24 protein-coding genes are annotated in these 26,666 nt (G+C 69.4%); 13 read left to right on the top strand and 11 right to left on the bottom strand.

Annotated elements, in window-relative coordinates; genetic code table 11:
• Positions 1-26: 26 nt before the first annotated feature.
• Both BDD16_RS01010 and BDD16_RS01005 read left to right on the top strand, forming a co-directional pair.
• The gene (locus BDD16_RS01010) at positions 27-1,283 is read left to right on the top strand and encodes a lipoprotein-releasing ABC transporter permease subunit (RefSeq protein ID WP_179632207.1); all 1,257 of its coding nucleotides are present in this window, start codon (positions 27-29) and stop codon (positions 1,281-1,283) included.
• Positions 1,276-1,968 carry an ABC transporter ATP-binding protein gene (locus BDD16_RS01005; protein WP_179632204.1) on the top strand — a complete coding sequence of 231 codons (693 nt, stop codon included), beginning with the start codon at positions 1,276-1,278 and terminating at the stop codon, positions 1,966-1,968. The genes BDD16_RS01010 and BDD16_RS01005 overlap by 8 nt, the downstream gene beginning before the upstream one ends.
• Before the next feature lie 24 nt (positions 1,969-1,992).
• Here BDD16_RS01005 and BDD16_RS01000 read toward each other — a convergent pair whose 3' ends face one another.
• The 7 genes from BDD16_RS01000 to BDD16_RS00970 form a co-directional block, all read right to left on the bottom strand.
• Entirely contained in the window at positions 1,993-4,032 is a 2,040-nt protein-coding gene (locus BDD16_RS01000; RefSeq protein ID WP_179632202.1) for a transketolase family protein, read from the bottom strand.
• A 13-nt stretch (positions 4,033-4,045) separates the two neighbouring features.
• On the bottom strand, positions 4,046-5,080 hold the full coding sequence (locus tag BDD16_RS00995; RefSeq protein ID WP_179632200.1) for a transketolase family protein: 1,035 nt from the start codon (positions 5,078-5,080) through the stop codon (positions 4,046-4,048).
• Positions 5,077-5,922 (bottom strand): transketolase, encoded by an 846-nt coding sequence (locus tag BDD16_RS00990; protein WP_179632198.1) that lies wholly within the window; start codon positions 5,920-5,922, stop codon positions 5,077-5,079. The genes BDD16_RS00995 and BDD16_RS00990 overlap by 4 nt, the downstream gene beginning before the upstream one ends.
• A 17-nt stretch (positions 5,923-5,939) precedes the next feature.
• Positions 5,940-7,199, bottom strand: coding sequence for a TRAP transporter large permease (locus BDD16_RS00985; RefSeq protein ID WP_179632196.1), 1,260 nt, complete (start codon positions 7,197-7,199; stop codon positions 5,940-5,942).
• A 54-nt stretch (positions 7,200-7,253) separates the two neighbouring features.
• A complete protein-coding gene (locus BDD16_RS00980; RefSeq protein ID WP_179632194.1) occupies positions 7,254-7,790 on the bottom strand; it encodes a TRAP transporter small permease in 537 nt (178 codons plus the stop codon).
• A gap of 39 nt (positions 7,791-7,829) precedes the next feature.
• The gene (locus BDD16_RS00975) at positions 7,830-8,822 is read right to left on the bottom strand and encodes a TRAP transporter substrate-binding protein (protein ID WP_179632192.1); all 993 of its coding nucleotides are present in this window, start codon (positions 8,820-8,822) and stop codon (positions 7,830-7,832) included.
• Between the two features lie 61 nt (positions 8,823-8,883).
• Positions 8,884-9,633 carry an SDR family NAD(P)-dependent oxidoreductase gene (locus tag BDD16_RS00970; RefSeq protein ID WP_179632190.1) on the bottom strand — a complete coding sequence of 250 codons (750 nt, stop codon included), beginning with the start codon at positions 9,631-9,633 and terminating at the stop codon, positions 8,884-8,886.
• Positions 9,634-9,760: 127 nt separating this feature from the next.
• On the opposite strand from BDD16_RS00970, the gene BDD16_RS00965 reads away from it, so the two are divergent.
• Positions 9,761-10,648 (top strand): LysR substrate-binding domain-containing protein, encoded by an 888-nt coding sequence (locus BDD16_RS00965; RefSeq protein ID WP_179632188.1) that lies wholly within the window; start codon positions 9,761-9,763, stop codon positions 10,646-10,648.
• Between the two features lie 2 nt (positions 10,649-10,650).
• Here the strand turns inward: BDD16_RS00965 and BDD16_RS00960 are convergent, their stop codons facing one another.
• On the bottom strand, positions 10,651-11,643 hold the full coding sequence (locus tag BDD16_RS00960; protein ID WP_179632186.1) for a Bug family tripartite tricarboxylate transporter substrate binding protein: 993 nt from the start codon (positions 11,641-11,643) through the stop codon (positions 10,651-10,653).
• A 96-nt stretch (positions 11,644-11,739) separates the two neighbouring features.
• Between BDD16_RS00960 and BDD16_RS00955 the strand changes: the two genes are divergently transcribed.
• Genes BDD16_RS00955 through BDD16_RS00945 form a run of 3 tightly spaced genes read left to right on the top strand, consistent with a single transcriptional unit; the run spans position 11,740 to position 14,820 of the window.
• Positions 11,740-12,444: a response regulator gene (locus tag BDD16_RS00955; RefSeq protein WP_179632184.1), complete on the top strand. Its 705-nt coding sequence runs from the start codon at positions 11,740-11,742 to the stop codon at positions 12,442-12,444.
• Complete coding sequence (locus BDD16_RS00950) at positions 12,386-13,825, top strand: sensor histidine kinase (protein WP_246332437.1); 1,440 nt, start codon at positions 12,386-12,388, stop codon at positions 13,823-13,825. Before BDD16_RS00955 ends, BDD16_RS00950 begins: the two co-directional genes overlap by 59 nt.
• A complete protein-coding gene (locus tag BDD16_RS00945) occupies positions 13,822-14,820 on the top strand; it encodes a tripartite tricarboxylate transporter substrate binding protein (RefSeq protein ID WP_179632182.1) in 999 nt (332 codons plus the stop codon). Before BDD16_RS00950 ends, BDD16_RS00945 begins: the two co-directional genes overlap by 4 nt.
• Here BDD16_RS00945 and BDD16_RS00940 read toward each other — a convergent pair.
• Entirely contained in the window at positions 14,810-15,091 is a 282-nt protein-coding gene (locus BDD16_RS00940) for a DUF427 domain-containing protein (protein ID WP_179632180.1), read from the bottom strand. The two genes, BDD16_RS00945 and BDD16_RS00940, sit on opposite strands and share 11 nt — an antisense overlap.
• A gap of 112 nt (positions 15,092-15,203) precedes the next feature.
• Here BDD16_RS00940 and arsA point away from each other — a divergent pair, with 112 nt between their 5' ends.
• Positions 15,204-16,991 (top strand): arsenical pump-driving ATPase, encoded by a 1,788-nt coding sequence (gene arsA / locus BDD16_RS00935; protein WP_179632178.1) that lies wholly within the window; start codon positions 15,204-15,206, stop codon positions 16,989-16,991.
• Between the two features lie 61 nt (positions 16,992-17,052).
• Here arsA and BDD16_RS00930 read toward each other — a convergent pair whose 3' ends face one another.
• Positions 17,053-18,789, bottom strand: a complete 1,737-nt coding sequence (locus tag BDD16_RS00930; RefSeq protein ID WP_179632176.1) for a PQQ-dependent methanol/ethanol family dehydrogenase — start codon at positions 18,787-18,789, stop codon at positions 17,053-17,055.
• Between the two features lie 221 nt (positions 18,790-19,010).
• A complete protein-coding gene (moeA, locus tag BDD16_RS00925; protein ID WP_375139091.1) occupies positions 19,011-20,309 on the bottom strand; it encodes a molybdopterin molybdotransferase MoeA in 1,299 nt (432 codons plus the stop codon).
• 116 nt (positions 20,310-20,425) lie between these two features.
• On the opposite strand from moeA, the gene BDD16_RS00920 reads away from it, so the two are divergent.
• The 6 genes from BDD16_RS00920 to BDD16_RS00895 all read left to right on the top strand — a co-directional run bounded on the left by BDD16_RS00920 (position 20,426) and on the right by BDD16_RS00895 (position 26,657).
• Positions 20,426-21,139 (top strand): ABC transporter permease, encoded by a 714-nt coding sequence (locus tag BDD16_RS00920; RefSeq protein ID WP_179632172.1) that lies wholly within the window; start codon positions 20,426-20,428, stop codon positions 21,137-21,139.
• A 5-nt stretch (positions 21,140-21,144) separates the two neighbouring features.
• The gene (locus BDD16_RS00915; RefSeq protein ID WP_179635938.1) at positions 21,145-21,867 is read left to right on the top strand and encodes an ABC transporter ATP-binding protein; all 723 of its coding nucleotides are present in this window, start codon (positions 21,145-21,147) and stop codon (positions 21,865-21,867) included.
• Between the two features lie 38 nt (positions 21,868-21,905).
• A complete protein-coding gene (locus BDD16_RS00910) occupies positions 21,906-22,691 on the top strand; it encodes an ABC transporter substrate-binding protein (protein ID WP_246332651.1) in 786 nt (261 codons plus the stop codon).
• A gap of 229 nt (positions 22,692-22,920) precedes the next feature.
• Complete coding sequence (locus BDD16_RS00905; RefSeq protein WP_179632170.1) at positions 22,921-23,394, top strand: 4Fe-4S dicluster domain-containing protein; 474 nt, start codon at positions 22,921-22,923, stop codon at positions 23,392-23,394.
• 27 nt (positions 23,395-23,421) lie between these two features.
• Positions 23,422-25,269: an aldehyde ferredoxin oxidoreductase family protein gene (locus BDD16_RS00900; protein WP_179632168.1), complete on the top strand. Its 1,848-nt coding sequence runs from the start codon at positions 23,422-23,424 to the stop codon at positions 25,267-25,269.
• 65 nt (positions 25,270-25,334) lie between these two features.
• Positions 25,335-26,657: an NAD(P)/FAD-dependent oxidoreductase gene (locus tag BDD16_RS00895; protein ID WP_179632166.1), complete on the top strand. Its 1,323-nt coding sequence runs from the start codon at positions 25,335-25,337 to the stop codon at positions 26,655-26,657.
• Positions 26,658-26,666 lie beyond the last annotated feature (9 nt).

Below are 26,666 nucleotides of genomic sequence, written 5' to 3'. Positions count from 1 at the left end.
TGCGGGCTCGGGTAGCATGCCCGCCCATGAACTGGCCCTACGAAGTACGCATCGGCTGGCGTTACACCCGCGCAGGACGCGCAGGAAGACGCAACGGCTTCATCTCCTTCATCAGCGGCGTGTCCATGCTGGGCATCGCGCTTGGCGTGGCGGCGCTGATCATCGTGCTCAGCGTGATGAACGGTTTCCAGAAGGAAGTCCGCGACCGCATGCTCAGCGTGATCGCCCACGTCGAGATCTTCGACACCACCGGCAACGGCCTCGACCGCTGGCAGACGCTGGCCGAGGCGGCGCTGAAGAACCCGCAGGTGGCGGCGGCGGCGCCGTTCGTGTCGGCCCAGGCGCTGCTCGCGCGCGGCGAGGACATGCACGGCGTGATGGTCCGCGGCATCTCGCCGGACGAGGAATCGAACGTCACGCCGCTGGCCGAGAAGCTCAAGGACACCGTGCTGAAGAAGCTGCAGCCGGGCGCCTGGGGTGTCGTGCTGGGTTCGCAACTGGCGCGCTCGATGGGCGTGGTCGAGGGCGACTCGGTCACGCTCGTCACGCCGAGCGGCCAGACGACACCCGCCGGCGTGGTGCCGCGGCTCAAGCAGATGACGGTCGTCGGCGTGTTCAACGCGGGCCACTATGAATATGACAGCGGGCTGGCGCTGATGCACATCGACGACGCCGCCCGGCTGTTCCGCACTGGCGGGCCGCAGGGGGTGCAGTTGCGCCTGAAGGACCAGCAGCTTGCGCGGGAAGTCTCGGCCGAGCTGACCGCCTCGCTCGGCCCGCAGGTGATGGTGCGCGACTGGACCCGCACCAACGCGGCCTGGTACGACGCCGTGCAGATCGAGAAACGCATGATGTTCATCATCCTGACGCTGATCGTGGCGGTGGCGGCGTTCAACCTGGTCTCGACGCTGGTGATGACCGTGACCGACAAGCAGGCCGACATCGCCATCCTGCGCACGCTCGGCGCCAGTCCGCGCTCGATCATGGGCATCTTCATGGTGCAGGGCGCGGCGTCCGGGGTGATGGGGACGCTGGCGGGGCTGGGGCTGGGGCTGCTGATCGCGTTCAACGTCGGGGTGATCGTGCCGGCGCTGGAGAGCCTGTTCAACGCGAGCTTCCTGCCGAGCAGCGTCTACCTGATCTCGCGCATGCCGAGCGACCCGCAGGCCAGCGACATCGTGCCGATCGGCGTGATCTCGCTGGTGCTGGCGTTTGTCGCCACGCTGTATCCGAGCTGGCGCGCCAGCCGTGTCAACCCGGCGGAGGCGCTGCGTTATGAATGAAGCATCGGCTGTGATCCTGCAGGCCACGGGCCTCGTGCGGCGTTTCCAGGAGGGCGGGCCACGCGGGCTGGACGTCACCGTGCTGCACGGCGTCGATCTGGCGATTCGCAAGGGCGAGACGGTGGCGATCATCGGCGCATCCGGCTCGGGCAAGAGCACGCTGCTGCACCTGCTGGGCGGGCTCGACGCACCGAACGCCGGTCGCGTGACGCTGGCCGGACGCGATCTGGCGACGATGGATGCCACCGAACAAGGCCGCTGGCGCAACCAGCACCTCGGCTTCGTCTACCAGTTCCACCACCTGCTGCCCGAGTTCACGGCGATCGACAACGTGGCGATGCCGCTGCTGATGCGCCGCCAGCCGATCGCGCAGGCGCGGGATCGTGCTGCGGCGCAGTTGCGGCTGATGGGGCTGGGCGAGCGGCTGGAGCACCGGCCGGGTGAACTCTCCGGCGGCGAGCGCCAGCGCGTGGCGATCGCGCGGGCGCTGGTGACGGCCCCAGCGTGTGTGCTGGCCGACGAGCCGACCGGCAACCTCGACCGCGAGACGGCTGGCGGGGTCTTCGCGCAGATGCTGGCGCTGGCCCGCGAGCGCGGCACGGCGTTTGTGCTGGTCACGCACGATCCGGAGCTGGCCGGGCGGTGCGACCGCATCCTGCGGATCGACAAGGGGCGGATCGTCTGATGCCCCTTCCGCTGGCGCAGTAGATCAGGCCCGCTGCGCCAGCAACTGCCGCACGGTCGCCGCCGCCGCCGCTGCGGTGATGCCGAACTTCTCGTACAGCGCATCCGCCGGCCCCGACGCGCCGAAGCTGGTCATGCCGACGAAGCCGCCGTCCTCGCCGAGGTAGCGGTCCCAGCCGAAGCGTACGGCAGCCTCAATGGCCACCCGCACTGCCCCGCGACCCAGCACGCTGCGGCGGTAATCTGCGTCCTGCGCGTCGAAGCGCTCGCAGCATGGCATCGACACCACGGCCGTCGGCACGCCCTCGGCCTGCAGCAGGTCGCGGGCCTTCAGCGCGATGGCGACTTCGGAGCCGGTCGCCAGCAGCGTGGCAGCGCGTGGACCTCCTTCCGCTTCGGCCAGCACGTAGCCACCGCGGCGACTGCGGTTGTCGCGGGCGTCGGAGTCGTCGGAGTCGTCGGAGTCGTCGCCGGTGGCGGACGGGCGCCGCACCGTCGGCAAGGCCTGCCGGGCGAACACCAGGCTGACCGGGCCGCTGCGGTGCTCCAGCGCGATCTCCCAGCACTCGGCGGCTTCCACCGCGTCGGCCGGACGCAGCACCAGCATGTTCGGCATCGAGCGCAGCGCCGCGAGGATCTCCACCGGCTGGTGCGTCGGGCCGTTCTTGCCCACGCCGATCGAGTCGTGGCTGAAGACGAACTTCACCGGCAGGCCCATCAGCGCGGCCATGCGCATCGCGGGGCGTTCGTAGTCCGAGAAGGCGAGGTAGGTCACGGCCAGCGGGATGACGCCGCCGTGGGCTGCCATGCCATTGGCCATCGCGCCCATCAGGTGCTCGCGCACGCCGCAATGGATGTAGCGGCCCGACGGGTCGTCGGCGGTGAAGGCGTGCAGGCGCCGCTTGTGGCTGGTGGGGGCTTCCAGGTCCGCGCAGCCGACCAGGCGCTCGGGCAGCACGTCGGTCAGCCGGTCGTTGATGTCGGCGGAGATCAGGATGCCGCCGGGGGCGTCCTGCATCCGCTGTGCGGCCAGCGCCTCGCGCTTGTAGGCGTGCAGCGTCTCGCGCCAGCCGGCGGGCAGCTCGCCGGCCAGGGTGCGGTCGAATTCCGCCCGCTCGACGGCAGGCAGCGCGTCACGCCGGGCGGTCCAGGCGGCGTGTGCGGGGAGGCTGCGGGTGCCGGCGGTGCGCCAGGCGTGCAGCACCGGCGCGGGTGTCTCGAAGGGCGGGTGGGGCCAGTCGAGCAACTGGCGGGCCGCATCGGCATCCTCGGGATAGAGCCGCGCACTGTGGCCGCCACGCTGGCCCTGCAGCCGCGCCAGCCCGCGGGCGATCACGGTGCGGCAGGCCAGCAGCGACGGGCGGGGATCCTGCCGCGCGGCGTCCATGGCGGCGGACACCGCGTCGATGTCGTGTCCGTCCACCTCGGCGACGTGCCAGCCGGCGACGCGGAAGCGTTCGGCCACATCCTCGCTGATCGACAGCGCGGTGCTGCCGTCGTCGGTGATCTGGTTGTCGTCCCAGAGCAGCACCAGCCGCCCCAGCCGCAGGTGTCCTGCCAGGGAAATCATCTCCTGCCCGATGCCCTCCTGCAGGCAGCCATCGCCGACGAAGGCGTAGGTGAAATGGTCGACCAGCCCGGCGCCGAAGCGGGCGCGCTGCGAGGCTTCGGCGATCGCCATGCCGAAGGCGTTGGCGATGCCTTGTCCGAGCGGGCCGGTGGTGACCTCGACGCCCTTGCTTGGATCGAATTCCGGGTGGCCTTCGCAGTGCGCACCCAGTTCGCGGAAACGCCGAATCTCGTCCAGCGAAATCTTCTCGTAGCCGGTCAGGTAGTTCAGCGCCCACAGCAGCATCGAGCCGTGGCCGTTGGAGAGCACGACGCGGTCTCGGTCGGGCCAGGTCGGGTCGGCGGGGTTGAACTTCAGGTGCCGGGTGTAGAGGGCGGTGGCGATTTCCGCCATGCCCAGCGGCACGCCCTGGTGGCCTTCGGTCGCCCGCACGATGGCGTCGATGGCCAGGAAGCGGATGGCGTGGGCGAGCTGGGTCGGGGTCGGAGCGGTCATGTCGTGGGGGATCTCAACGCAGCCAGGTCTTGATGCGGGTGCCGAGTACTTCGCGGCTGATGCCGTAGCGGTCGTGCAGCGTGGGCAGGGCGCCGGCGTCGAGGAAGGCGTCCGGCAGGCCCGCGAGCTGGAAGCCCGCTGGCTGCACGCGGTGGCGCAGCAGCGTGCTCGCCACCGCCTCGCCCAGTCCGCCGATGACCGAGTGGTTCTCGGCCACCACCACCAGCCGGTGCTGGTAGCGCACGGCCTCAACGATCGCGGCCTCGTCCAGCGGCTTGATGGTCGGGCAGTGCAGCACGGCCACGCCGATGTTGTCGGTCGCCAGATCCTGCGCGACCTCCAGCGCCCGCATCGTCAGCAGGCCACTGGAGATGACCAGCACGTCCGCGCCGTCGCGCAGCAGCTTGGCCTTGCCGAGTTCGAACGTGTAGCCCTCGATCTCGTCGAGCACCCGCGGCACCTGGCCCCGCAGCAGCCGCATGTAGACCGGCCCCTTGTGCGCGGCGATCTGCGGCACGGCCTGCTCGATGTCGAGCGCGTCGCAGGGATCAACGATGGTCAGCCCCGGAATGCCGCGCATCATCGCCAGGTCTTCGGTCGCCTGGTGGCTGGGGCCGTAGCCGGTGGTCAGGCCGGGCAGGGCGCAGCAGATCTTGACGTTGAGGTGTTCCTCGGCGATCACCTGGTGGATGAAGTCGTAGGCGCGGCGCGTGCCGAACACGGCGTAGGTGGTGGCGAATGGCACCAGCCCTTCCTTGGCCATGCCGCCGGCCGCGCCCATCAGCAGCTGCTCGGCCATGCCCATCTGGTAGAAGCGGTCGGGGTAGGCCTGGGCGAACAGGTGCAGGTCGGTGTACTTGGCGAGGTCCGCCGTCAGACCGACGATCTCGGGCCGCTGCGCCGCGAGGTCGACCAGCGCCTTGCCGAAGGGGGCGGCGGTGGTGCGCTGTCCCTCGGACGCGATCGAGGCGATCATGGCCGAGGTGGTCAGGCGGGGCTTCTTGGTCGCAGTGGTGGCCGGTACGGCGGTGTTCACGGGGGCGTTCATGCGGCGGCTCCTTGCGGCGCGGTGGCGTCGAGGTGGTCGAGGGCGAGCTGCCACTCGGGCGGATCGACGCGGATGAAGTGGTTCTTGTCGCGGGTTTCCAGGAAGGGCACGCCCTTGCCCATCAGCGTGTCGAACAGGATCACGCGCGGCTTGGCCTCGGCGAGCTGGCGCGCGTTGTCGAAGGCTTGCAGCACGGCGGGCAGGTCGTTGCCGTCCACCCGCTGCACATGCCAGCCGAATGCGGCCCACTTGTCGGCCAGCGGCTCGAAGCCCATGACCTTGCTGGAGGGACCGTCCGCCTGCTGGTTGTTGATGTCGATGAGGCAGATCAGGTTGTCCAGCCGGTGATGCGCGGCGCCCATCGCGGCCTCCCAGGTCGAGCCTTCGTCGAGTTCGCCGTCGGACATCGAGTTGTAGATGAAGGCCGGGTTCTTCTTCTGCTTCAGACCGAGCGCCATGCCGACACCGATCACCAGCCCCTGGCCCAGCGAGCCGCCAGAGATCTCCATGCCGGGCGTGTAGGTCGCCATGCCCGACATCGGCAGGCGGCTGTCGTCGCTGCCGTAGGTCTCCAGCTCGCTTTCGGGCAGGACGCCGGCCTCGATCAGTGCCGCGTAGTGCGCGATGGCGTAGTGGCCGTGCGAAAGCAGGAAGCGATCGCGGCCTTCCCAGAGCGGGTTGTCGGGCTGCAGGTGCAGGGCGTGGCGGTAGGCGACGGCCAGCACATCGGCCCAGCCGAGGGCCTGGCCCACGTAACCCTGGCCCTGCACCTCGCCCATGCGCAGCGCGTAGCGGCGGATGCGCCAGGCGGCCTGCGCCAGCGAATGCAATGTCTCATTCATGGAATGTCCTTGGGGGTTCACTTGAGGATCGAGGCTGGCACGTAGGAGACGAGGGCCAGCACGCCAAAGGCGACGAGGTAGAACGGCCCCAGTTCGCGCACTGTCTGGCCCACCTTGACCTTGGCCAGCGCGCTCGTGATGAACAGCGTCGTGCCGACCGGCGGGGTGTAGAGGCCGATGGCGAGGTTGACGACCATCATGATCCCGAGCTGCGTCATGTCCATGCCGATGCTGTTGGCCAGCGGCACGAACACGGGTGTCAGCAGCAGCACGGCGGCCGGCAGGTCGATGAACATGCCCAGGAACAGCATCAGCAGGTTCATCAGCAGGATGACCAGCCACTTGGCTTCGACGTTGGCCTGCACCCACTGCGCCACGCCTTGTGGCATCTGGTCGAAGGTGAGCAGCCAGCCGATCGCGGCCGAGGCCATGATCACCAGCAGCACCACGCCGGTGGCCAGGCCGGCGTGGACGACGGCGTCGTTCAGGCGCTGCCAGCCGAGGTCGCGGTAGATCACGGCCGAGACCAGCCCGGCGTAGAGCGTGGACAGCACGGCGACTTCGGTGGGCGTGGCGATGCCGAAGCGCAGGAAGATGATGATCAGCACCGGCAGCACGACGGCCGGCGAGGCGTAGGCCAGGTGCCGCAGGAAGGCCGGGCGGTCGAAGGGCGTGGTGTCGCGCGGGAAATTGCGCCGCTTGCCCACCCACCAGCACGCGGCCATGAACCCGCCGCACATCAGCAGCCCCGGCAGCACGCCCGCCACGAACAGCGAGGCGATCGACGCATTCGAGGTCAGCGCGAACAGGATCATCGGGATCGACGGCGGGATCAGGATGTCGATCGTGGCCGCAGCGGCCAGCGTGGCCGCCGAGAAGGCCGCCGGATAGCCCAGCCGCTGGTGCCAGGGGATGAGCAGCGAGCCGATGGCCGACGCATCTGCCACGGCAGAGCCGGACACGCCGCCGAACAGCGTCGAGGACAGCACGCCCACCTGCGCCGGTCCGCCGTGGTAGCGGCCGATCAGCGCGGAGAGCACGCCGACCAGGGCTTCCCCGAGCTTGCCGCCCATCATCAGCGTGCCAGTCAGCATGAAGAAGGGGATGGCGATGAGCGGGAAGCTCTGCACCTGGGCCACCATCTGCTGCACCAGCAGGTCGAGCGGCACCTTGTCGGAGCTGGCCGCTGCCGCCATGGCGGCGAGCAGCAGGGCGTGGGCAATGGGCATGGCCACGACGGCGGCGCCCATGAACACGAGAAGGATGAGGGCACTCATGTCGTTGGCTTCATGGCGTTGGTGGGCATCGGGTGCGGCGGGAACCGGTCTGGCTCACCAGTGCGCGACGGGAATCGGCGGTGTGGCCGTGGTATCGGGGGTGGAGGGGGCCGCCGTCCAGCTCCGCCAGGCCGACTGCGCCGCCAGCACCGCCAGCAGCCCCATGCCCAGCATCACGCAGGTGTAGGTGATCGACCCCGGCAGCTGCAGGATGGGCGACTTCTCGTCGTGCACGATCTCCAGCATCCGCCAGGTCGAGACCGCCAGCGTCGCGTACAGCCCCGCGACCACCAGCCAGCTCAGCGTGGCGACGATGCGCCCGATCGCCGGGGACACCGCCTCCATCAGGAAGGTGGTGGCGATGTGCGCGCCCTGCTGGGCGGCCAGCACCACGCCGGCCATCACCAGCCACGGGAACAGCAACTCGGGCACCTCGTTGGCCCACTGCAGACTGGATCCCGTGGCATAGCGCAGCACCGTGTTGGCCACCAGGATCACGAAGATGACCGAGGTGGACACCCACAGCACGCCCCGGCACACGCCGGTCACGCTGCGTTCGAGCAGGCTGGCGCCTGGTTCAGCGAGGCTCATCGCTGTCTCCTTCTGACGGACGTGGGTCGGACGGGCGGATCAGTTGGCGCGGGCGCCAGCGATGACCTTCTTGACGAACGGGCCGATCGGGCTGCCCATCCACTTGTCATCGACCGCCGAGGTGCCCTTCTCGAACGCCGCCTTGTCCACGGTGTCCACGCGCACGCCCTTGGCCTTCAGATCGGCGACTAGCTTGTCGTCGGATTCCTGCGAGAGGCGACGCTGCAGTGCGGTCGCTTCGGCGGCCGACTCCTGCACCGCCTTGCGGTCGGCGTCCGAGAGCTTGTCCCAGGTGCGCTTGCTCATCACGAAGGGCGTCATCTCGTACTTGTGGCCCGTCAGCGAGATGAACTTCTGCACTTCGTAGAGCTTGCTGGCGTGGATGTTCATCAGCGGGTTCTCCTGCCCGTCCACCACGCCCTGCTGCAGCGCCACGTACAGCTCCGCGAACTTGATCTGCTGCGCCTCGGCCCCGAGCGCCTGCATGATGTCCACCGTCACCGCGTCCGGCGGCGTGCGCATCTTCATGCCCTTGAGGTCTTCGGGCTTGAGCAGCGGACGCTTGCTGTTGCTCATGTGGCGGATGCCGTTGTCCCAGTAGCCCAGCACGACCATGCCCTTCTCGGCGCTGCGGTCGGCGAGTTCCTTGCCCAGCGGGCCGTCGAGCAGCTTCCAGGCCTGCGGCAGGTTGGCGAACAGGAACGGCATCCCGAACGCGGCGTACTCCGGCACCGCGTTGGCCATCGCTCCTTGCGAGTTGGCCGACATGTCGAGCGCGCCGGTGCGCAGCGCCGTGATCATCGCGGCGTCGTCGCCGAGCTGCGCCGACGGCGCCACCTGCACCTCGATGCGTCCACCCGACCTGGCCTTGAGCGTCTCGGCGAACTTGACGGAGGCTTCGTGGCGCGGATTGCCCGGGGCTGCGCCGTGGCCCAGCGTCAGCTTGATGGCCTGGGCCTGTGCGGCCAGTGGCACCAGGGCACCGATGGCCAGGGCGAAGAGGGTGCGGGTGAACGTGTTGCGGTCGATCATGGTTTGTCTCCTGTGGATCTCGGTCTGTGCTCTTGTGGCACGGGGACGCGGGGGGTGGGCGTCAGTGGATCAGCATGCCCCCGTTGACATCGAGCGTCACGCCGGTCAGGTACTTGGCCAGGTCGCTGGCCAGGAAGACGACGCAGCCGGCCACGTCGTTCGGCTCGCCGATGCGGTTGAGGGGGATGCCGTCGAGGATGCCCTGCAGCTTGTCGTCCGGGATGAGGCCCTTGTTGATGTCGGTGGCGATCAGGCCCGGCGTCACGCAGTTGATGCGGACGTTGTCCTTGCCGTATTCGCGCGCCATCGCCCGTGCCAGGCCGAGCACGCCGGCCTTGGCGGCCGAGTAGTGCGGGCCGCCCAGGATGCCGCCGCCGCGCTGTGCGCTGACCGACGAGATGCAGACGATCGCACCCGATTGCTGCTCGCGCATCGCCGGCAGCACGGCCTGCGACATGTAGAGCGTGCCGCGCAGGCTGACATCGAGCACGGCGTCGTAGTCGGCGCCGGTGATGTCGAGCGTCTTGCGCGGCTGGGTGATGCCGGCGTTGTTGACCAGGATGTCGATGCGGCCCAGCGCCTGCAGGATCTCGGCCGCGGCGGCGTCGCAGGAAGCCTTGTCCGTCACGTCGGCGACGACGCCCAGGTGGCCCTCGCCCAGCAGCGTGGCGGCGGCGGCCGGCTCGGCGCGGGCCAGGTCGAGGATGACCACGCGGGCGCCTTGCGCCGCCATCATCCGTGCCGTGGCGAAACCGAGGCCGTTGCGTCCGGCGCCGCCGGTGATGAGGGCAACTTTGTTCTTGAGCAGCATGTGGTTCGTCTCCTGGGTGCAAGGGGGTGTGGGATGCCGCGCATGTTCCCGTCTGCCTTGCATGATGACAAGCGAAGAGTCATCAGCCTAAGATGACGATCTGTCATCCAACAACCGGGTTGACCCCATGGCCCATGTTCCCCCTGTTGCCAACTTGATGGCGTTTGAAGCCGTGGCCCGCCGACGCAGCTTCGCCCTCGCCGCCGCAGAGTTGCACCTCACCGCCTCGGCGGTCAGCCACCAGATCGCGCGGCTGGAGGCGGACCTCGGCGTGCGCCTGCTGGAGCGCAGCGCACACGGGGTGCGGCTGAGCACGGCCGGCGAGCAGTACCTGGCGCGCATCGGTGGCGCGCTGTCGGCCATCGCGGCGGCGACCGACGACCTGAAGCAGGGGGTCGGCACCAGTCTGTACGTGCATTCCTCGCCGAGCATCGCGAGCCTTTGGCTGATGCCGCGCCTGAAGGGCTTTGCGCAGGCGTGTCCGGACATTTCGCTGAACTTGTCTGCCGCGCACACGCACAGCGATTTCGCGCTCGGTCAGGCCGATCTGGACATCCGCTATGGCGTACCGCAGTGGCCGAACGTCGTGATCGAGCCGTTGTTCGAGGAGCGCATCGTGCCGTTGGCCAGCCCGGCATTCATTCGCGAGCACCGGCTCAAGCAGGTCGAGCAGTTGCCCAACGTGCCGCTGATCCAGAGCAACGTCAACGTGGTCCAGTGGTCCGACTGGTGCGCCGAGTTCACCGGCCAGCGGGCGCCGGAGCGGTTTTCCCTGCGCTTCGACCGGGCACTGATGGCCGTGGATGCGGCGATCCAGGGGCTGGGCGTGGCACTCGAAAGCGCCACGCTGGCGGGCCGGCATATCGCTGAGGGGCGGCTGCGGCCTGTGTTCGGGCTGGACAAGGCGATCCGCGTGAAGGCGCATTTCGCGGTCTACCCAGCGCGGCACGCCAGGCGGCCGACGGTGGAGGCCTTCCTGGCCTGGCTGCACGGGGAGGCAGCCAGGGGTGCGTAACCTCAGTCAGGCTTGATCTTCGCCCGCGCAATCACCGGCTTCCACCGCTTCTGCTCCGCCTCGATGAACTTGGCGTAGTCGGCTGGCGTGCTGCCCACCGCGATGGCGGCGTCGTGGGCCAGTCGCTCCACCGTGGCGGGTTCGTTGATCGCCTTGGCCGCGGCTGCCGCGAGCTTGTCGATGGACGCCTGCGGCATGTTGGCCGGCACGTTCAGTCCGTACCACTGCGTCATCTCGAAACCCGGGAAACCCTGCTCGGCCACGGTCGGCACGTCGGGCAGTTGCGCGATGCGCTTGGTCGTGCCGGTGGCGATGCAGCGCAGCTTGCCGGTGCGGATGAACTGCAGCACCGCCGCCGCGCCGATCGAGGCCGCGTCCAGCCGCCCGGCGATCAGGTCGGTCAGCATCGGGCCGGTGCCGCGGTAGGGCACGTGGGTGATGAAGGTGCCCGAAGCGATCTTCAGGTACTCCATCGCCAGGTGCCCGGCGCTGCCGTTGCCCGCAGAGCCGTAGTTGAGCTTGCCGGGGTTCTTCTTCGCATGGGCGACGAACTCGGCCATGTTGCGCACCGGCAGGTCCGGGTGGACGAGGTACAGGCTCGGCACCTTCGCCAGCAGCGACACCGGGCGGAAGTCCTTGGCCGTGTCGTAGGGCAGCTTGTCGAAGATGTACGGGTTGACCGCCAGCGTGCCGATGTGGCCCAGGATGATGGTGTGCTGGTCCTCGGCGCGGGCGACTTCGCCCATCGCGACGTTGCCCGCGGCACCGGGGCGGTTGTCCACGTACACCGACTGGCCGAGGAGCTTGCCCATCTCGACGGCGGTGGCACGCGCGATGATTTCCGAGCTGCCGCCCGGTGCGAACGGCACGACGAAGCGGATCGCCTTCGACGGCCAGGCGGACTGCGCATGCAGCAGCGGTGTGGCGAGGCCAGCGGCGGCACCGGCGCCGAGCTGCAGCAGCCGGCGGCGGTCGAGGGTGAGGGGGTGTGTCATGGGTTGTCTCCTTGTGGTTCGAGCCCAGGCATGTTGCGCGCGCGAACCTCTCAAACACCTTTCAGTCCAGGTTGGCCGCGACCGGATAATCGGCCCATGCGCATCCTGCTGGCAGAAGACGAACACGGCCTCGGCGAGTGGCTGAGCCGCGCGCTGGCGCAGTCCGGCTTCCAGGTCGACTGGCACGACGACGGCCGCATCGCCGAGCAGGCCGCGCGGGACGGCGACTACGACGCGCTGGTGCTCGACCTCGGCCTGCCCGGTCGGGGTGGCCACGAGGTGCTCAAGCGGCTGCGGGCCGGCGGCGTCTCGGTGCCGGTGCTCATCCTGACTGCCCGCGATTCGCTGGCCGAGCGGGTCGGCACGCTCAACGAGGGTGCCGACGATTTCCTGCCCAAGCCCTTCGCGCTGGCGGAACTGGAGGCGCGGCTGACCGCGCTGATCCGCCGCGCCCGGGGCAGCGAGCGCCCGCGGCTGGCCTGTGGGCCGCTGCAGTTCGACACCGTGCTGCGCCAGTTCACGCTCGGCGACGAGGTGATGCAGCTCTCGCCGCGCGAGCACAGCCTGCTGCGCGCGCTGGTCGTGCGCAGCGGCGAGCCGATGTCGCGCCAGCAGCTCGTGGACCGCGTCTTCGGCGACGAGGACGAGGTGCAGGCCGGCGCGCTCGACGTGCTGATGCACCGGCTGCGCAGGCGGCTCGACGGCGGCGGCGTGCGCATCCAGACCTACCGCGGACTCGGCTATGCGCTGGAACCCGATCCCGATCCCGATCCGGTGGCCCTTCCGCGGCGCGACGCTTAAGGCGCGGCTGCTCGGGCTGCTGCTGCCGGGCATGGCGCTGGCGCTGGCGGTCGGCCTGTGGCTCACGCGCCAGCAGGCGGAGCAGGCCGCCGACGCCGCCTACGACCGCTCGCTGTTCGGTGCGATCAAGGGGCTGGACCTGAGTGTCTCGACCGCCTCGGGCGGGCTGTCGGTCGAGCAGCCGTATGCGCTGTTCGAGTTCTTCCAGCTCGCGGGCGATGGCCCGGTCCATTACCGCGTCGCCACCGACAACGGGCTGGTCGAGATCGGTTCGCCGGACCTGCCCTTGCCACCGCCGACACTGGCATTGAAGGCGGGGGAGCCCGTGTTCTACGACGCCAGGTATTTTGGCGAGGCGGTGCGGGTCGGCGCCTACCAGCGGCCGCTCGATCCCCCGGTCGGGGACGCCCGCACGGTGCTGATCCAGGTCGCCGAGGGCACGGTCGCCCGCGAGCGGTTCACCCGCGCGTTCGTCCGGCAGGCGCTGTGGCGCGACGCCTCGCTGCTCGGGCTGCTGGCGCTGGCGGTGATGGGGGTGTCGGCGTGGGCGCTGCGGCCGGTGCAGCGGCTCGTGGACGCGACCCGGGACCGCACCGCCGAGGACCTGCGCCCGCTGCCGGCCGAGGACTTGCCCGCCGACCTGCAGCCGCTGGTGGCCACGATCAACGCCCAGCTCGCCCGCACCGGGGCGCTGGTCACGCAGCGCCGCCAGTTCGTCGACGACGCCTCGCACCAGTTGCGCACGCCGCTGACGACGCTGCGGGCGCAGCTCGACTACGCGCTGCGGGAGCCCGATCCGCAGCGTGTGCATGAAGCGTTGCAGGCGCTGTCGCGCGAGCTGGACCACGCCACGCGCGCCACGCAGCAGCTGCTGGTGCTGGCACGGGCCGACGCCGGCCGCTTGGTACGGGAGCCGTTCGACCTGGGCGAGCTGGCGCGCGAGGTAGCGCTGACGCTGCTGCCCCAGGCGCGGGCGGCGGGGCTGGACTTCGGCGTCGAGGCGCCCGAGTCAGGCGCCGCGGTGGCGCTCGGAGACCGGGTCCAGTTGCGCGAAGCATTGATGAACCTGGCCCACAACGCGCTCGTGCATGGCCGGGCGGGTGGTCAGGTCACGGTCGAAGCGCATGCGGTGGCGGATGGCGGCTGGTCGCTCGGGGTGGTCGACGACGGACCGGGGCTTGATCCTGCGGTGGCCCGGCGGCTCGGCGAGCGTTTCGTCAAGGGGCGTGGCAGCCGCGGATCGGGCCTGGGCCTGTCGATCGCGCGTGCCGTGATCGAGCGCCACGGCGGCACACTGACCATGCAGCCCGGCCACGACGGCACGGGATTGCGCGTGACCTTGAATGGCGCCGGTGTCCCGGTGCACGAGGAGTCGCCATGAATTTGCGGAAGTACTGGGGCCTGTGCGCCGCGGCTGTGCTGCTGGCGGCTGGCAGTGTTTCACCGGCCACCGCCCAGGTGTCGCGCTGCATCGCGCCGGCCAAGCCGGGCGGCGGTTTCGACCTCACGTGCCAGCTGGTGCGCGAGGCGCTGCAGCCGCTGATCCCGGCGCTGCCGATCGTCTACCAGCCGGGCGGCATCGGCGCGCTGGTGTTCGACGAGGTGGTGCGCGATGCCCGTCCCGTCAGCCCTGGTGGCGCAGAGCTGATCGCGTTCTCCAGCGGCACGCTGCTCAACCTGGCGCAGGGGCGCTTCGGGCGGCGTGGCGCCGAGGCGGTGCAGTGGGTCGCGGCACTGGCGGTCGACCATGGCGTGGTCGTGGTCCACCGCGACGCGCCGTGGAAAGACCTGCCGGCGCTGCTGGAGACCCTGAAGGCGCAGCCCGCCTCGATCGCCTTCGCCGCGGGCGGCACCATCGGCAGCCAGGACTGGATGAAAGCGGCACTGCTCGCCCGCGCGGCGGGGGTCGGGCCGCGCGCGATGCGGCTGGTGGCGTTCGAGGGTGGCGGTGACGCGATGCAGGCGCTGGCTGGCCGCCATGTGCAAGTGCTCACCGGCGACGCCGCCGAGGTGGTGCAGCAACTGCAGCAGGGCGCGCCGCTGCGGGTGCTGGCGGTGCTGTCGGCGGCGCGGTTGCCGGGGCCGCTGGCGAAGGTGCCGACCGCGCGGGAGCAGGGGGTGGATGTGCAGTGGCCGATCCTGCGCGGGGTCTACACCAGCGCCCGCACGCCCGCAGGCGTCGTCGCCGAGGTGGCCCGGCGGCTGGCCGAGGTGCAAGGCCGCGAGGACCACCGCGCCCGGCTGGAGCGGCTCGGGCTGCAGCCGGTGGACGCTGGTGTCATCGGGTCGAGCCTGTCGGCGCATGTGCGCGCCGAGGTCGAGCGCCACCGGCGGCAAGCGGTCGAGATCGGCCTGCTGCGCGCGGTCACTCCGTGACGCGCACACCCTTCCAGAACGCCACGCGGCCCTTGATCTCGGCCGCTGCTTCCTTCGGGTCCGGATAGAACCAGACCGCATCCGGGTTCACCTCGCCGTTGACGAACAGGCTCAGGTAACGCGCCTCGCCTTTCCACGAGCACATGGTGCGGTGGTTGCTCGACAGCACGCAGTCCTGGCGCAGCGACTCGGGCGGGAAGTAGTGGTTGCCTTCGATGACGACGGTGTCGTCGCTTTCGGCCACGGTGGTGCCGTTCCAGATGGCTTTCATGGGGTGTGCTCTCGTGGGATGGTGGAGGCTGGCGTTATACCGCTGATGCGGCGCAAGGTCGGCGTGGTGGCTTCAGGCGCAAGATGGACCTGACTCCTCGAAAGGCCTGTCCATGACCACCGCCACTTCTCTTCCCGATCTTGGCCTGCTGCAGGCCCCGACGCGCCACCTGTTCTTCACCGGCAAGGGCGGCGTGGGCAAGACCTCGCTGTCCACGGCCTGCGCGCTGGCGCTGGCGGACGCGGGCCGGCGGGTGCTGCTGGTGAGCACGGACGCGGCGTCCAACCTCGACGAGATGCTGGGCATCCCGCTGCGCAACACGCCGGTGCCGGTGCCGGGTGCGCCGGGCCTGTCGGTGCTCAACATCGATCCGCAGGCGGCGGCCGAGGCCTACCGCGCCCGCGTGATCGACCAGATGGGCGCCGAGGCCGATGACGCCGAGCGCGCCACGGTGCGCGAGCAGCTCTCGGGTGCCTGCACCACCGAGATCGCCGCGTTCGACGAGTTCACCGCACTGCTGGCCGGCGGCGGCGAGGGCTACGAGCACATCGTCTTCGACACCGCGCCGACCGGCCACACGCTGCGCCTGCTCAGCCTGCCGAAGGCGTGGACCGGCTTCCTGGCCGGCAACGACCGCGGCGCGTCCTGCCTCGGGCCGCACTCGGGGCTGAAGATGCAGGAAGTGCGCTTCCGTCAGGCGCTGCAGACGCTGGGCGACGCGGCGCTGACCACGGTGGTGCTGGTCACGCGGCCCGAGACGGGCGCCATCGCCGAGGCGGCGCGCACGTCGGTGGAACTGGCCGAACTCGGGCTCGGGCACCAGCGGCTGGCGATCAACGGTGTGTTCCACGCCAGCCAGCGCGATGACGCGGTGGCGCAGGCGGTCGAGGCGCAGGGTGCGCAGGCGCTGGCGGCGATGCCAGAGGTGTTGCGCGCGCTGCCGAGTGACCGGGTACCGCTGCGGCCGTTTGACACGGTGGGGCTGCCGGCGCTGCGGGCCTTGCTGCGGCCCGACGTGGCGGGACCAGCGCCTGCGTTGACCGAGGCGGGGCAGGGCGAGGCGACCTGGCATCCGCTGGCCGATCTGGTCGACGACCTCACAGCGCCCGGCCGCGGGCTGATCATGGTGATGGGCAAGGGCGGTGTCGGCAAGACGACCATCGCCGCCGCGCTCGCCGTGGCCCTCGTGCAGCGCGGCCACACCGTCCACCTGAGCACCACCGACCCGGCCGCCCACCTGGCCTCGACGCTGGACGGGCAGCTCGACGGCCTGCGCGTGGACCGCATCGACCCGCAGGCCGAGACGCAGCGCTACACCGACAAGATCCTGGCGGCGCGGGGCAAGGATCTGGACGCGGCGGGACTGGCGCTGCTGCGCGAAGACCTGAAATCCCCTTGCACCGAGGAGGTCGCCGTCTTCCATGCCTTCTCGCGCATCGTCAGCGAAGCGCGCAGCGCCTTCGTCGTGCTCGACACGGCGCCGACCGGCCACTCGCTGCTGCTGATGGACGCCACGGGTGCGTACCACCGGCAGATGGTGCGCGAATTCGAAGGCACCTCGGGCAGCCACATCGTCACGCCGATGATGCGGCTGCAGGACGGCAGCTACACGCGCATCGTGCTGGTGACGCTGCCGGAGTCGACGCCGGTGTCGCAGGCCGCGGCGCTGCAGGACGACCTGCGCCGCGCCCATATCGAGCCGGCGGCCTGGGTGCTCAACCGCAGCCTGCTGGCCTCGGGCACGACCGACCCGCTGCTGGCCGGGCGGCTGGCGGGCGAGCGCCGGCAGATGGCGCGCATCGCCGAGGGCCTGTCCAGCCGGATGACCTGTGTCGTGCCGTGGCAGGCGGTCGCGCCGGTCGGGGTGGAGGCGCTGACCGCCCTGGTGCAGCGCCCGTGAACCGGTGAACCCATGAAAAAAGCCCCGCCAGGGCGGGGCTTCGGAGTCGGCGGGATTCAGCTCACTTGGCGAGCTTGAACACCCACACCGAGCCACCCTGTTCGAGGAAGCTGACCTTCTTGGCCACGTCGCCACCCCACAGCGGGACGGCGCCGCCCCAGCCGGAGGCCACGGCGACGTACTGCTCGCCGCCTTCGCTCCAGGTGACCGGCGGGGCCACGACGCCCGAACCGGTCTGGAACTTCCAGACGATCTTGCCGGTCTTGGCGTCGGCCGCCTGCAGGTAGCCTTCCGGCGTTCCCCAGAACACCAGGTTGCCGCCGGTGGTCAGCACACCACCCCACAGCGGGGCGTTGTTCGGGGCTTCCCAGACGATCTTGCCGGTCTTCGGATCCACGGCGCGCAGGGCGCCGATGGGGCCGTCACCCAGCGTCTTGATCGTGAAGCCGGCGCCCAGGTAGGCGGCACCCTTCTTGTAGCTGATCGGCTCGTTCCAGATTTCCATGCCCCACTCGTTGGCCGGCACGTAGAACAGCTTCGTGTCGGGCGAGTAGGCCATCGGCATCTGGTTCTTGCCGCCCAGGAACGACGGGGCGACGAAGGTCGAGGTGCCCTTCTTGCCATCGGCGCCCTGCGTCGGGTCGCCAGGGCGGTTTTCCGGCACGAAGTTCGGACGGCCCGTCTTCAGGTCGATGCCGGTGGCCCAGGTGATCTTCTTGACGAACGGGAAGGCGTTGACCAGCTTGCCGGTCTTGGCGTCGTTCACATAGAAGAAGCCGTTGCGGTCGGCCTTGCCGCCGAGGATCTGGCCGCCTTCGTCGTACGTGATGAACTCGTTGACGCCGTCATAGTCCCAGCCGTCGTTCGGCGTGTTCTGGTAGTGCCACTTGATCTGGCCGGTCTTCACGTCGATGGCGACGGTCGAGGTCGAGAACAGGTTGTCGCCCTTGCGCAGGTGGCTGTTCCACGGCGCGGGGTTGCCGGCACCGAAGTAGGCCATGCCGGTCTTCGCGTTGTAGGTGCCACCCAGCCAGGTCGCTGCGCCGCCGGTTTTCCACAGGTCGCCCGGCCAGGTCTTGCCCTGTTCGCCGGAGATGCCGTTTTCGGTCTTGTTGCCGTCCTTGTCGTACTTGTAGCCCATGTGGCCTTCGACCGTCGGGCGCACCCAGACCAGCGCGCCGGTCTTCGGGTTGCGGGCCTCGACACGGCCGACGATGCCGAACTCGCCGCCCGACACGCCGGTCAGCAGCAGGCCTTCGGCGATCAGCGGAGCGGCCGAGGCGGAGTAGCCAGCGGCGTAGTCGTCGATCTTTTCCTTCCAGACGACTTCACCGGTGTCCTGGTTCAGCGCGACAAGCTGCGCGTCCAGCGTGGCGAAGATGACGAGGTTGTCATACAGGGCGGCACCGCGGTTGATCACGTCGCAGCAGGGCATGATGCCGTCGGGCAGACGGTGCTCGTACTTCCACAGCTTGGCGCCAGACTTGGCGTCGAGCGCGAAGATGCGCGAGTAGGACGCCGTCACGAACATCTTGCCGTTGTGGATCACCGGCTGCGATTCCTGACCGCGCTGCTTTTCACCGCCGAAGGAGAAGCTCCACGCCGGCACCAGCTTGCTGATGGTCGAGGGGTTGATCTGCTTGAGCGGGGAGTAGCGCTGGCCTTGCTGGCCGATGCCCCAGCTCAGCACGTCGCCGGTGGACTTGGCGTCGTTCTCGATCATCTGATCGGTCACGGCGGCCTGGGCCATGGACGCCAGGCCGGCGCACACCAGCAAGCTCAACAGTTTCTTCTGCATGGTTGGTCTCCTCAGTGAGGTGGATGTCACAACGGCTGGAACAGATGCCGTTCGGGAGCTATTCCCGGGCAACAAATGTGCCACCTCGCCTGTGCTAGGAAACCTTGGGGATCCTACTAGCTCGCCGTACCGGGTCGGGGTTCGCGGTGCGGGTAACTCCGGGGGCTGGTGTACCAGGAGACAACACTTCCCCGAAAACTGCTCCGCCGGCCGCGGTGCACTCAGACCAGTCCGTCGAACAGCCAGACGTCCACCGCGTCGCCTGCGGCCACCGAGGTCTGCGCGTGGCCGAGCACGACCAGTGCATTGGCTTCGCTCATGCTGCGCAGCACGCCAGCGCCCTGGGTGCCGGTCAGGCGCACTTCCCACTGGCCGTCCACGCCAGGGCTGACGATGCCGCGCTGGAATTCGGTGCGGCCCGGGCGCTTGCGGATGGCGGTGGTGCAGCGTGCGCGCAGCGCCGGCAATGGCTGCGGTTTCGCCCCCGCCAGCTGCAGCAGTCCGTCGCGGGCAAAGGCGTAGAACGTCACCAGCGCGGCCACGGGATTGCCCGGCAGTGCAAACAGCCAGGCGGGTGTGCGGCCCTCGCCGCGGTGCAGCGGCCCGAACGCGAAGGGCCGGCCCGGGCGCATCGCCACCTTCCAGAACGCCACGTCGCCGCGGCTGGCCAGCAGGTCCTTCGTGTAGTCGGCATCGCCCACGCTGACCCCCCCGCTGGTCAGCACCACGTCGGCCCGGGCGATCGCCTCGTCGAGGGTGGCGGCCAGTGCGGCCGGGTCGTCGCGCACGAGGCCCAGGTCGATGATCTCCACGTCCAGCCGCGCCAGCGCCCCCATCAGGCTGTAGCGGTTGCTGTCGTAGATGCAGCCGGCGTCCAGCGGCTGGCCGAGCGTGCGCAACTCGTTGCCGGTGGAGAACAGCGCCACCCGCAGCCGGCGCCGCACGGTGACCTCGCCGATGCCCAGCGACGCGATCAGCCCCAGGTCGGCCGGGCGCAGCCGCTGGCCGGCGGTGAGCGCGGGGTGACCAGCGCGCAGGTCTTCGCCCTGCAGGCGGCGGTTGTCGCCCGGGCGGACCGTGCCCGCAGCGATGTGCACCACGCCGTCGGCGGCGCGGCAGAGTTCCTGCGGCACGACGGTGTCCAGTCCCGCCGGCATCACCGCGCCGGTCATGATCCGCACGCACTGCCCCGTCGCCGTCTCGAAGTCGGGCACGTCGCCGGCGTGGACCGTGCCCGTGACGGTCAGCACCGTGTCGGCGTCGGCCCGCAGGTCGCTGCCGCGCAGCGCGTAGCCGTCCATCGCCGAGTTGTCGTGCGCGGGCACGCTGATCGGCGAGACGATGTCCGCACCGAGGATGCGGCCCAGCGCCGCAGTCAGTGGCAGGGTTTCGGTTTCGGTGATGGGGTGCAGCGCGGCGGCGATGGCGGCGCGGGCGGCCTCGACGCTGAGCTGGTCATTGCCGGTGGAGAGGGGAGAAGGGCCGAGTTCCGACATGGTGGGCAGGGACGGTGGGTTCAGGGATTGGCACTGATCATAGTGGCCGCGCCTGCACGGGCCCGCGCCCTTGGGGTGGGTCTCTATGCAAGCGCCGACATATCGCCAGCGCGGTGATCCGGCGACAGAATCGCGCCGCCATGTCCACCGTCTCCGAGAGTTTCGCCACTGCGCTGCGCCTGATCGCCGAGGCCGATACCGCGCTGTTCTCCATCGCTGGCCTGTCGCTGCAGGTCAGCGCGGTGGCCTGTGCGCTGGGTGCCGTGGTCGGGCTGGCGCTCGGGGCGTGGCTGGCGGTGGCGACCTTTCCCGGCCACCGTGTCGTCATCTGGGCACTCAACACGCTGCTGGCGCTGCCTTCGGTGGTGGTGGGGCTGTCGGTCTATCTGCTGCTGTCGCGCTCCGGGCCGCTGGGTGCGCTGGGCATCCTGTTCACGCCGACGGCGATGGTGATCGCGCAGAGCATCCTCATCCTGCCGCTGATCACGGCGCTGTCCCGGCGGCTGGTGCTCGACGGCCTGCGCGAAGGAGGCGACCAGCTGCGCTCGATGGGCGCCGGCCCGCTGCTGTCGGCGCTGCTGCTGCTGCTGCACCAGCGTTTTGCGGTGCTGACGGTGCTGCTGACGGCGTTCGGCCGGGCGGTGGCCGAGGTGGGCGCGGTGATGATCGTCGGCGGCAACATCGACGGCATCACCCGCGTGATGACCACCGCCATCGCGCTGGAGACCAGCAAGGGCGATCTGCCGCTGGCGCTGGCACTGGGCCTGGTGCTGCTGGGTGTGGTCGGCATCATCAATCTGGTCATCGGGCTGGTGCAGTGGCGTGGCGGTGCACCGCAGGAGGCGCTGGCGTGACGACGATGCCCGCGACCGAGACACTGCTGACGCTCGACGGCGCCACGGTGCGCTTCGGTGCGGTGACGGCGCTGCGCGACGTCGGGCTGCAACTGCGCCGCGGCGACCGGCTGGCGCTGGTCGGTGCCAACGGTTCCGGCAAGACGACGCTGCTGCGGGTGCTCAACGGCCTGCTGCCGCCGAGCGAAGGCCGGCGTGAACTGCACCGGCTGCGCGGCTCCGGGCGGTGGCCGGTCGCGGCGATGCTGTTCCAGCGGCCCTTTCTGCTGCACCTGTCGGTGTGGCGCAACCTGATGCTGGCGCTGTGGCTGGGTGGCGTGCCGCGGGCGGCGCGGCGCACCCGCGGGCTGGATGCACTGACGCGGGTGGGCCTGCAGGCGACAGCGGACCGCCCTGCGCGCGCCTTGTCCGGTGGCCAGCAGCAGCGGCTGGCGCTGGCGCGGGCCTGGGCGCTGCAGCCCGACATCCTCTTCCTCGACGAGCCGACCGCCAGCCTCGACCCGAGTGCCAAGCGCGAGGTCGAGGCGCTGATCGACGACTTCGCACGTGCCGGCATGACGCTGGTGATGAGCACGCACAACCTCGGGCAGGTCAAGCGCCTGGCCACCCGGGTGGCCTATCTCGAAGCCGGGCGCCTGGTGGTGGACCGGCCGGTGGACCAGTTTTTCAACGACGCGCTGCCACCTGAGGCGGCGCAGTTCCTCAAAGGAGAATTGCCGTGGACCTGAAACGACGCCTTGCCTTCACCACGATGGCGACCCTGACGATGGCACTGGTCCTGCCGGCGGCCACCGTGCAGGCCCAGGACAAGTCCATCGTGATGGCCTCGACCACCTCGACCGACCAGTCCGGCCTGTTCGGCCACCTGCTGCCGGCGTTCAGGCAGGCCAGTGGCATCGACGTCCGCGTCGTCGCGGTCGGCACGGGGCAGGCGCTGGACATGGCGCGCCGCGGGGATGCCGACGTGGTGTTTGTCCACGACCAGGTGGCCGAGGAGAAGTTCGTCGCCGACGGCTGGGGCCTGAAGCGGCAGGCCGTCATGTACAACGACTTCGTGCTGATCGGTCCGGCCAGCGATCCGGCCAAGGCCAAGGGCGGCAACATCGCCGAGGCGCTGCTGCGCGTCGCCGCGGCCAAGGCCTCGTTCATCTCCCGGGGCGACAAGAGCGGCACGCACGCGGCGGAGCTGCGGCTGTGGAAGCAGGCCGGGGCCGACCTGGCTGCGGCCAAGCCGTCCGGCTACAAGGAATGCGGCTGCGGCATGGGCCCGGCGCTGAACATGGCGGCGTCCACCGGCGCCTATGTGCTGGCCGACCGCGGCACCTGGCTGGCCTTCAAGAACCGTGCCGATCTGGCCGTCCTCGTCGAGGGCGACAAGGCGCTGTTCAACCAGTACGGCGTGATGGTCGTCAATCCCGCCAAGCACCCGCATGTCAAGCAGGCCGCTGCGCAGGCGTTTGCGGACTGGGTGGTGTCGCCGGTGGGGCAGGGGGTGATCGCGTCGTACAAGATCGGCGGGGAGCAGCTGTTCTTCCCGAACGCGGGGCGTTGAGCGGCGATCGAGGGGGCGGTGAACCTGCCCGTGCGTGTCAGGCTGGTACATCTGTCGGTGACTTCATAGGCGTTGCCTAAGCAAAGACCCGGCGGATTCCGGGTTTTTCAGGGTTAGGCCTAGGTTCCCGAGCGCGGTCGATATGCAGATGATTGCATAGACCCTCCCCGGTGTGCGCTGTGCTCGCTCGGGGTACCCCCCCAACGGACGACTGCGGAGAACCCCCATCATGCAGAAGAGCCTTCACATCAACCCGGACAAGTGCACGGGTTGCCTGCAGTGCGAAATGGCCTGCTCGTACGAGAACTACGGCGTCTTCGCCCCCGCCAAGTCGCGCATCAAGGTCTTCGACTTCCACGAGACCGGCAAGAAGGTCCCCTACACCTGCACGCAGTGCGACGAGGCCTGGTGCCTGCACGCCTGCCCGGTGGAGGCGATCACGCTCGACAAGGTCACCGGCGCCAAGGTCGTCAACGACACCACCTGCGTCGGCTGCAAGGTCTGCACGATCTCCTGCCCCTTCGGCACGATCAACTACGTGCAGGAAACCGGCAAGGTCCAGAAGTGCGACCTGTGCGGCGGCGATCCGGCCTGCGTCGAGGCTTGCCCGACCGGCGCCATCACCTTCATCGATTCCAACTGGACCGGTCTGAACAAGATGCAGTCCTGGGCCGACAAGCTGGGCAACCAGTCTGCCGCCTGATCCGTCCAAACAAGGAGCACACACATCATGTCTTGGGCAGGAAAAATTCTCCGCGTCAATCTGACCGCCGGCACCGTCACGTCCGAACCGCTGCGCATGGACTGGGCCAAGCTGTACCTCGGCTCGCGTGGTCTGGCCACGAAGTATCTGGTCGAGGAAATCGACGCCAAGGTGGACCCGCTGTCCATCGACAACAAGATCATCTGGGCCACCGGTCCGCTGACGGGCACGATGGCCTCCACCGGCGGCCGCTACACGGTCGTCACCAAGGGCCCGCTGACCGGCGCCATCGCCTGCTCGAACTCGGGCGGCTACTGGGGCGCCGAGCTGAAGATGGCCGGCTGGGACATGGTCATCTTCGAAGGGGCGTCGGCCAAGCCGGTGTACCTGTCGATCGAGGACGACAAGGCCGAGCTGAAGGACGCCGCCCACCTGTGGGGCAAGTCGGTCTGGGAGACCGAAGGCATCATCAAGAAGGGCCACCAGGACCCGCTGGTGCGCGTGTCCTCGATCGGCCTGGCCGGTGAGAACAAGGTGCTGTTCGCCGCCGTGGTGAACGACCTGCACCGCGCCGCTGGTCGCTCCGGCGTCGGCGCCGTGATGGGCAGCAAGAACCTCAAGGCGATCGCCGTGCGCGGCACCAAGGGCGTGGGCAACATTGCCAACCCCAAGGAGTTCATGCGCGTCACCTACGAGAAGAAGAAGATCCTGCAGGACAACGCCGTCACCGGCGCCGGCCTGCCGACCTACGGCACCCAGGTGCTGATGAGCGTCATCAACGAAATGGGTGCGCTGCCCACCCGCAACCACCAGGATGTGGCCTTCGAAGGCGCCAAGGACATCGGTGCGGAAGCCATGGCCACCCCGCGCGCGACCGATGGCAAGAAGCCGCTGGTGACGAACCAGGCCTGCTTCGGCTGCACCATCGCCTGCGGCCGGATCCAGAAGATCGACCAGAACCACTTCACCGTGGACAACAAGCCGCAGTACTGGGGCGCCTCGGGCGGTCTGGAATACGAAGCCGCCTGGGCACTGGGCGCTGCCAACGGCGTGAAGGACCTGGACGCGCTGCAGTACGCCAACGTGCTGTGCAACGAGCAGGGCATGGACCCGATCACCTTCGGCGCCACCATCGGCGCGGTGATGGAGCTGTACCAGATGGGCGTGCTCACCAAGGAGCAGCTCGGCATCGACGCCCAGTTCGGCTCGGCCCAGGCACTGGCCCACTTCGCTGAAATCACCGCCCGCGGCGAAGGCTTCGGCATCGAGATCGGCCAGGGCAGCAAGCGCCTGTGCACCAAGTACGGCCACCCCGAGCTGTCGATGAGCGTCAAGGGCCAGGAATTCCCGGCCTACGACTCGCGCGGCATCCAGGGCATGGGCCTGACCTACGCCACGTCCAACCGTGGCGCCTGCCACCTGCGCAGCTACACCGTGGCCTCGGAAGTGCTGGGCATCCCGGTCAAGACCGACCCGCTGACCGCCGACGGCAAGCCCGAACTCGTGATGGCCTTCCAGGACGCCACCGCGGCATTCGACTCGGCCGGCATCTGCATCTTCACCAGCTTCGCCTGGGGCCTGGCCGACGTGCAGCCGCAAGTCGCGGCGGCTTGCGGCGAGGAGTTCACGCTGGAGAACCTGTCCCTGATCGGCGAGCGGATCTGGAACATGGAGCGCGACTTCAACAACCGCGCCGGCTTCACGTCGAAGGACGACACGCTGCCCAAGCGCCTGCTGGAAGAGCCCGCCAAGACCGGCCCCGCCAAGGGCCTGGTCAACAAGCTGCCCGAGATGCTGCCCAAGTACTACGACATCCGTGGCTGGGACGGCGACGGCCAGCTCAAGGCCGCGACCCGCGAGCGCCTGGGTCTGTGACCGGCTTGTGCTGAACTGAACAACAAGGCGGTCGAAGACCGCCTTGTTTTTTGAAGAGACCCGACATGAAACACGTGATCCTGGGCGCCGGCCCCGCCGGCATCATCGCCGCAGAAACCATCCGCAAGCACGCGCCGCACGACGAGATCCTCGTCATCGGCGACGAGCCGGAAGCGCCGTATTCACGCATGGCGATTCCCTACCTGCTCATCGGCAAGGTCGGCGAAGAAGGCACACACCTGCGCCATGGCGTCGACCACTACGCGAAGCTGGGCATCACGCTGCGCCGCGCCCGCGCGAAGCACGTCGATGTCGAAGGCCGCGCGGTCGATCTGGACGACGGCACCACGGTGGTCTTCGACCGCCTGCTGATCGCCACCGGCTCCTCGCCGGCCACGCCGCCGATCCCCGGCATCCACGGCCGCGGTGTCCACCCCTGCTGGACGCTGAAGGATGCGCGCGCCATCATGGAACTCGCCCAGCCCGGCGCCAAGGTGCTGCAGATGGGGGCCGGTTTCATCGGCTGCATCATCATGGAAGCGCTGGCGATGCGTGGTGTCGAGCTGACGGTCGTCGAGATGGGCGACCGCATGGTGCCGCGCATGATGGGCCCGACCGCCGGCACCATGATCAAGGACTGGTGCGAGGCCAAGAACGTCAAGGTCCACACCGGCGCCCGCGTCGAGGCCATCAACCGCCCCGAGCCCGGCATCCTCGACAAGCTCGCTGACATGGCGGGCCTGAAACCGGCGCACAAGGCCGCTGCGATGACCGTGCGCCTGTCCACCGGCGAGCACCTGGAGGCCGATCTGGTCATCAGCGCCACCGGCGTGAAGCCCAACATCGGCTTCCTGCAGAACTCGGGCATCACCTGCCTGATCGGCGTGCTGACCGACGAGCACCTGCAGACCAATGTCCCCGGCATCTATGCGGCCGGTGACTGCGCCGAAGCCTTCGACAAGGTCAGCGGCACCACCATCGTCAGCGCCATCCAGCCCAACGCGGCCGAGCAGGCGCGGGTCGCCGCGCTGAACATGGTCGGCCAGAAGGCGGAACTCAAGGGCGTCACGCAGATCAACGTGCTCGACACGCTGGGCATGATCTCGGCCTCGTTCGGCAAGTGGGACGGCGTGCCCGGCGGCCAGCATGTGGAGCTGACCGACCTGCCCGCCGGCCGCCACCTGAGCCTGCAGTTCGACGGCGACCGGATGGTCGGCTGCAACTCGATCGGCTGGACCGAGCACGTGGGCGTGATGCGCGGTCTGGTCGAAGGCCAGGTGCGTCTGGGCGATTGGAAGGACAAGCTGATGGCCGATCCGACCCTGCTGATGGAGGCCTACATCGCCTGCGCGCAGGGGCAGCACCAGTTCGTCGCCGGCAAGCGCTGAGGTCCGCCC

Source organism: Sphaerotilus montanus, from assembly GCF_013410775.1.
Classification (GTDB): domain Bacteria; phylum Pseudomonadota; class Gammaproteobacteria; order Burkholderiales; family Burkholderiaceae_C; genus Sphaerotilus; species Sphaerotilus montanus.
This window is presented reverse-complemented; position numbering and strand designations above follow the sequence as displayed.

What these genes read in the sequence shown, in the direction of transcription:
- BDD16_RS00990 (WP_179632198.1), bottom strand. Translation starts at nt 5,922, where the DNA reads ATGAATGAGACATTGCATTCGCTGGCGCAGGCCGCCTGGCGCATCCGC.
- BDD16_RS00955 (WP_179632184.1), top strand. Translation starts at nt 11,740, where the DNA reads ATGCGCATCCTGCTGGCAGAAGACGAACACGGCCTCGGCGAGTGGCTG.
- BDD16_RS00920 (WP_179632172.1), top strand. Translation starts at nt 20,426, where the DNA reads ATGTCCACCGTCTCCGAGAGTTTCGCCACTGCGCTGCGCCTGATCGCC.
- BDD16_RS00995 (WP_179632200.1), bottom strand. Translation starts at nt 5,080, where the DNA reads ATGAACGCCCCCGTGAACACCGCCGTACCGGCCACCACTGCGACCAAG.
- BDD16_RS00905 (WP_179632170.1), top strand. Translation starts at nt 22,921, where the DNA reads ATGCAGAAGAGCCTTCACATCAACCCGGACAAGTGCACGGGTTGCCTG.
- BDD16_RS00965 (WP_179632188.1), top strand. Translation starts at nt 9,761, where the DNA reads ATGGCCCATGTTCCCCCTGTTGCCAACTTGATGGCGTTTGAAGCCGTG.
- BDD16_RS00900 (WP_179632168.1), top strand. Translation starts at nt 23,422, where the DNA reads ATGTCTTGGGCAGGAAAAATTCTCCGCGTCAATCTGACCGCCGGCACC.
- BDD16_RS00945 (WP_179632182.1), top strand. Translation starts at nt 13,822, where the DNA reads ATGAATTTGCGGAAGTACTGGGGCCTGTGCGCCGCGGCTGTGCTGCTG.
- BDD16_RS01010 (WP_179632207.1), top strand. Translation starts at nt 27, where the DNA reads ATGAACTGGCCCTACGAAGTACGCATCGGCTGGCGTTACACCCGCGCA.
- BDD16_RS01000 (WP_179632202.1), bottom strand. Translation starts at nt 4,032, where the DNA reads ATGACCGCTCCGACCCCGACCCAGCTCGCCCACGCCATCCGCTTCCTG.
- BDD16_RS00960 (WP_179632186.1), bottom strand. Translation starts at nt 11,643, where the DNA reads ATGACACACCCCCTCACCCTCGACCGCCGCCGGCTGCTGCAGCTCGGC.
- BDD16_RS00940 (WP_179632180.1), bottom strand. Translation starts at nt 15,091, where the DNA reads ATGAAAGCCATCTGGAACGGCACCACCGTGGCCGAAAGCGACGACACC.
- BDD16_RS00970 (WP_179632190.1), bottom strand. Translation starts at nt 9,633, where the DNA reads ATGCTGCTCAAGAACAAAGTTGCCCTCATCACCGGCGGCGCCGGACGC.
- BDD16_RS00895 (WP_179632166.1), top strand. Translation starts at nt 25,335, where the DNA reads ATGAAACACGTGATCCTGGGCGCCGGCCCCGCCGGCATCATCGCCGCA.
- BDD16_RS00980 (WP_179632194.1), bottom strand. Translation starts at nt 7,790, where the DNA reads ATGAGCCTCGCTGAACCAGGCGCCAGCCTGCTCGAACGCAGCGTGACC.
- BDD16_RS00910 (WP_246332651.1), top strand. Translation starts at nt 21,906, where the DNA reads ATGGCACTGGTCCTGCCGGCGGCCACCGTGCAGGCCCAGGACAAGTCC.
- BDD16_RS00975 (WP_179632192.1), bottom strand. Translation starts at nt 8,822, where the DNA reads ATGATCGACCGCAACACGTTCACCCGCACCCTCTTCGCCCTGGCCATC.
- BDD16_RS00950 (WP_246332437.1), top strand. Translation starts at nt 12,386, where the DNA reads ATGCGCTGGAACCCGATCCCGATCCCGATCCGGTGGCCCTTCCGCGGC.
- arsA (WP_179632178.1), top strand. Translation starts at nt 15,204, where the DNA reads ATGACCACCGCCACTTCTCTTCCCGATCTTGGCCTGCTGCAGGCCCCG.
- BDD16_RS00915 (WP_179635938.1), top strand. Translation starts at nt 21,145, where the DNA reads ATGCCCGCGACCGAGACACTGCTGACGCTCGACGGCGCCACGGTGCGC.
- BDD16_RS01005 (WP_179632204.1), top strand. Translation starts at nt 1,276, where the DNA reads ATGAATGAAGCATCGGCTGTGATCCTGCAGGCCACGGGCCTCGTGCGG.
- BDD16_RS00985 (WP_179632196.1), bottom strand. Translation starts at nt 7,199, where the DNA reads ATGAGTGCCCTCATCCTTCTCGTGTTCATGGGCGCCGCCGTCGTGGCC.
- BDD16_RS00930 (WP_179632176.1), bottom strand. Translation starts at nt 18,789, where the DNA reads ATGCAGAAGAAACTGTTGAGCTTGCTGGTGTGCGCCGGCCTGGCGTCC.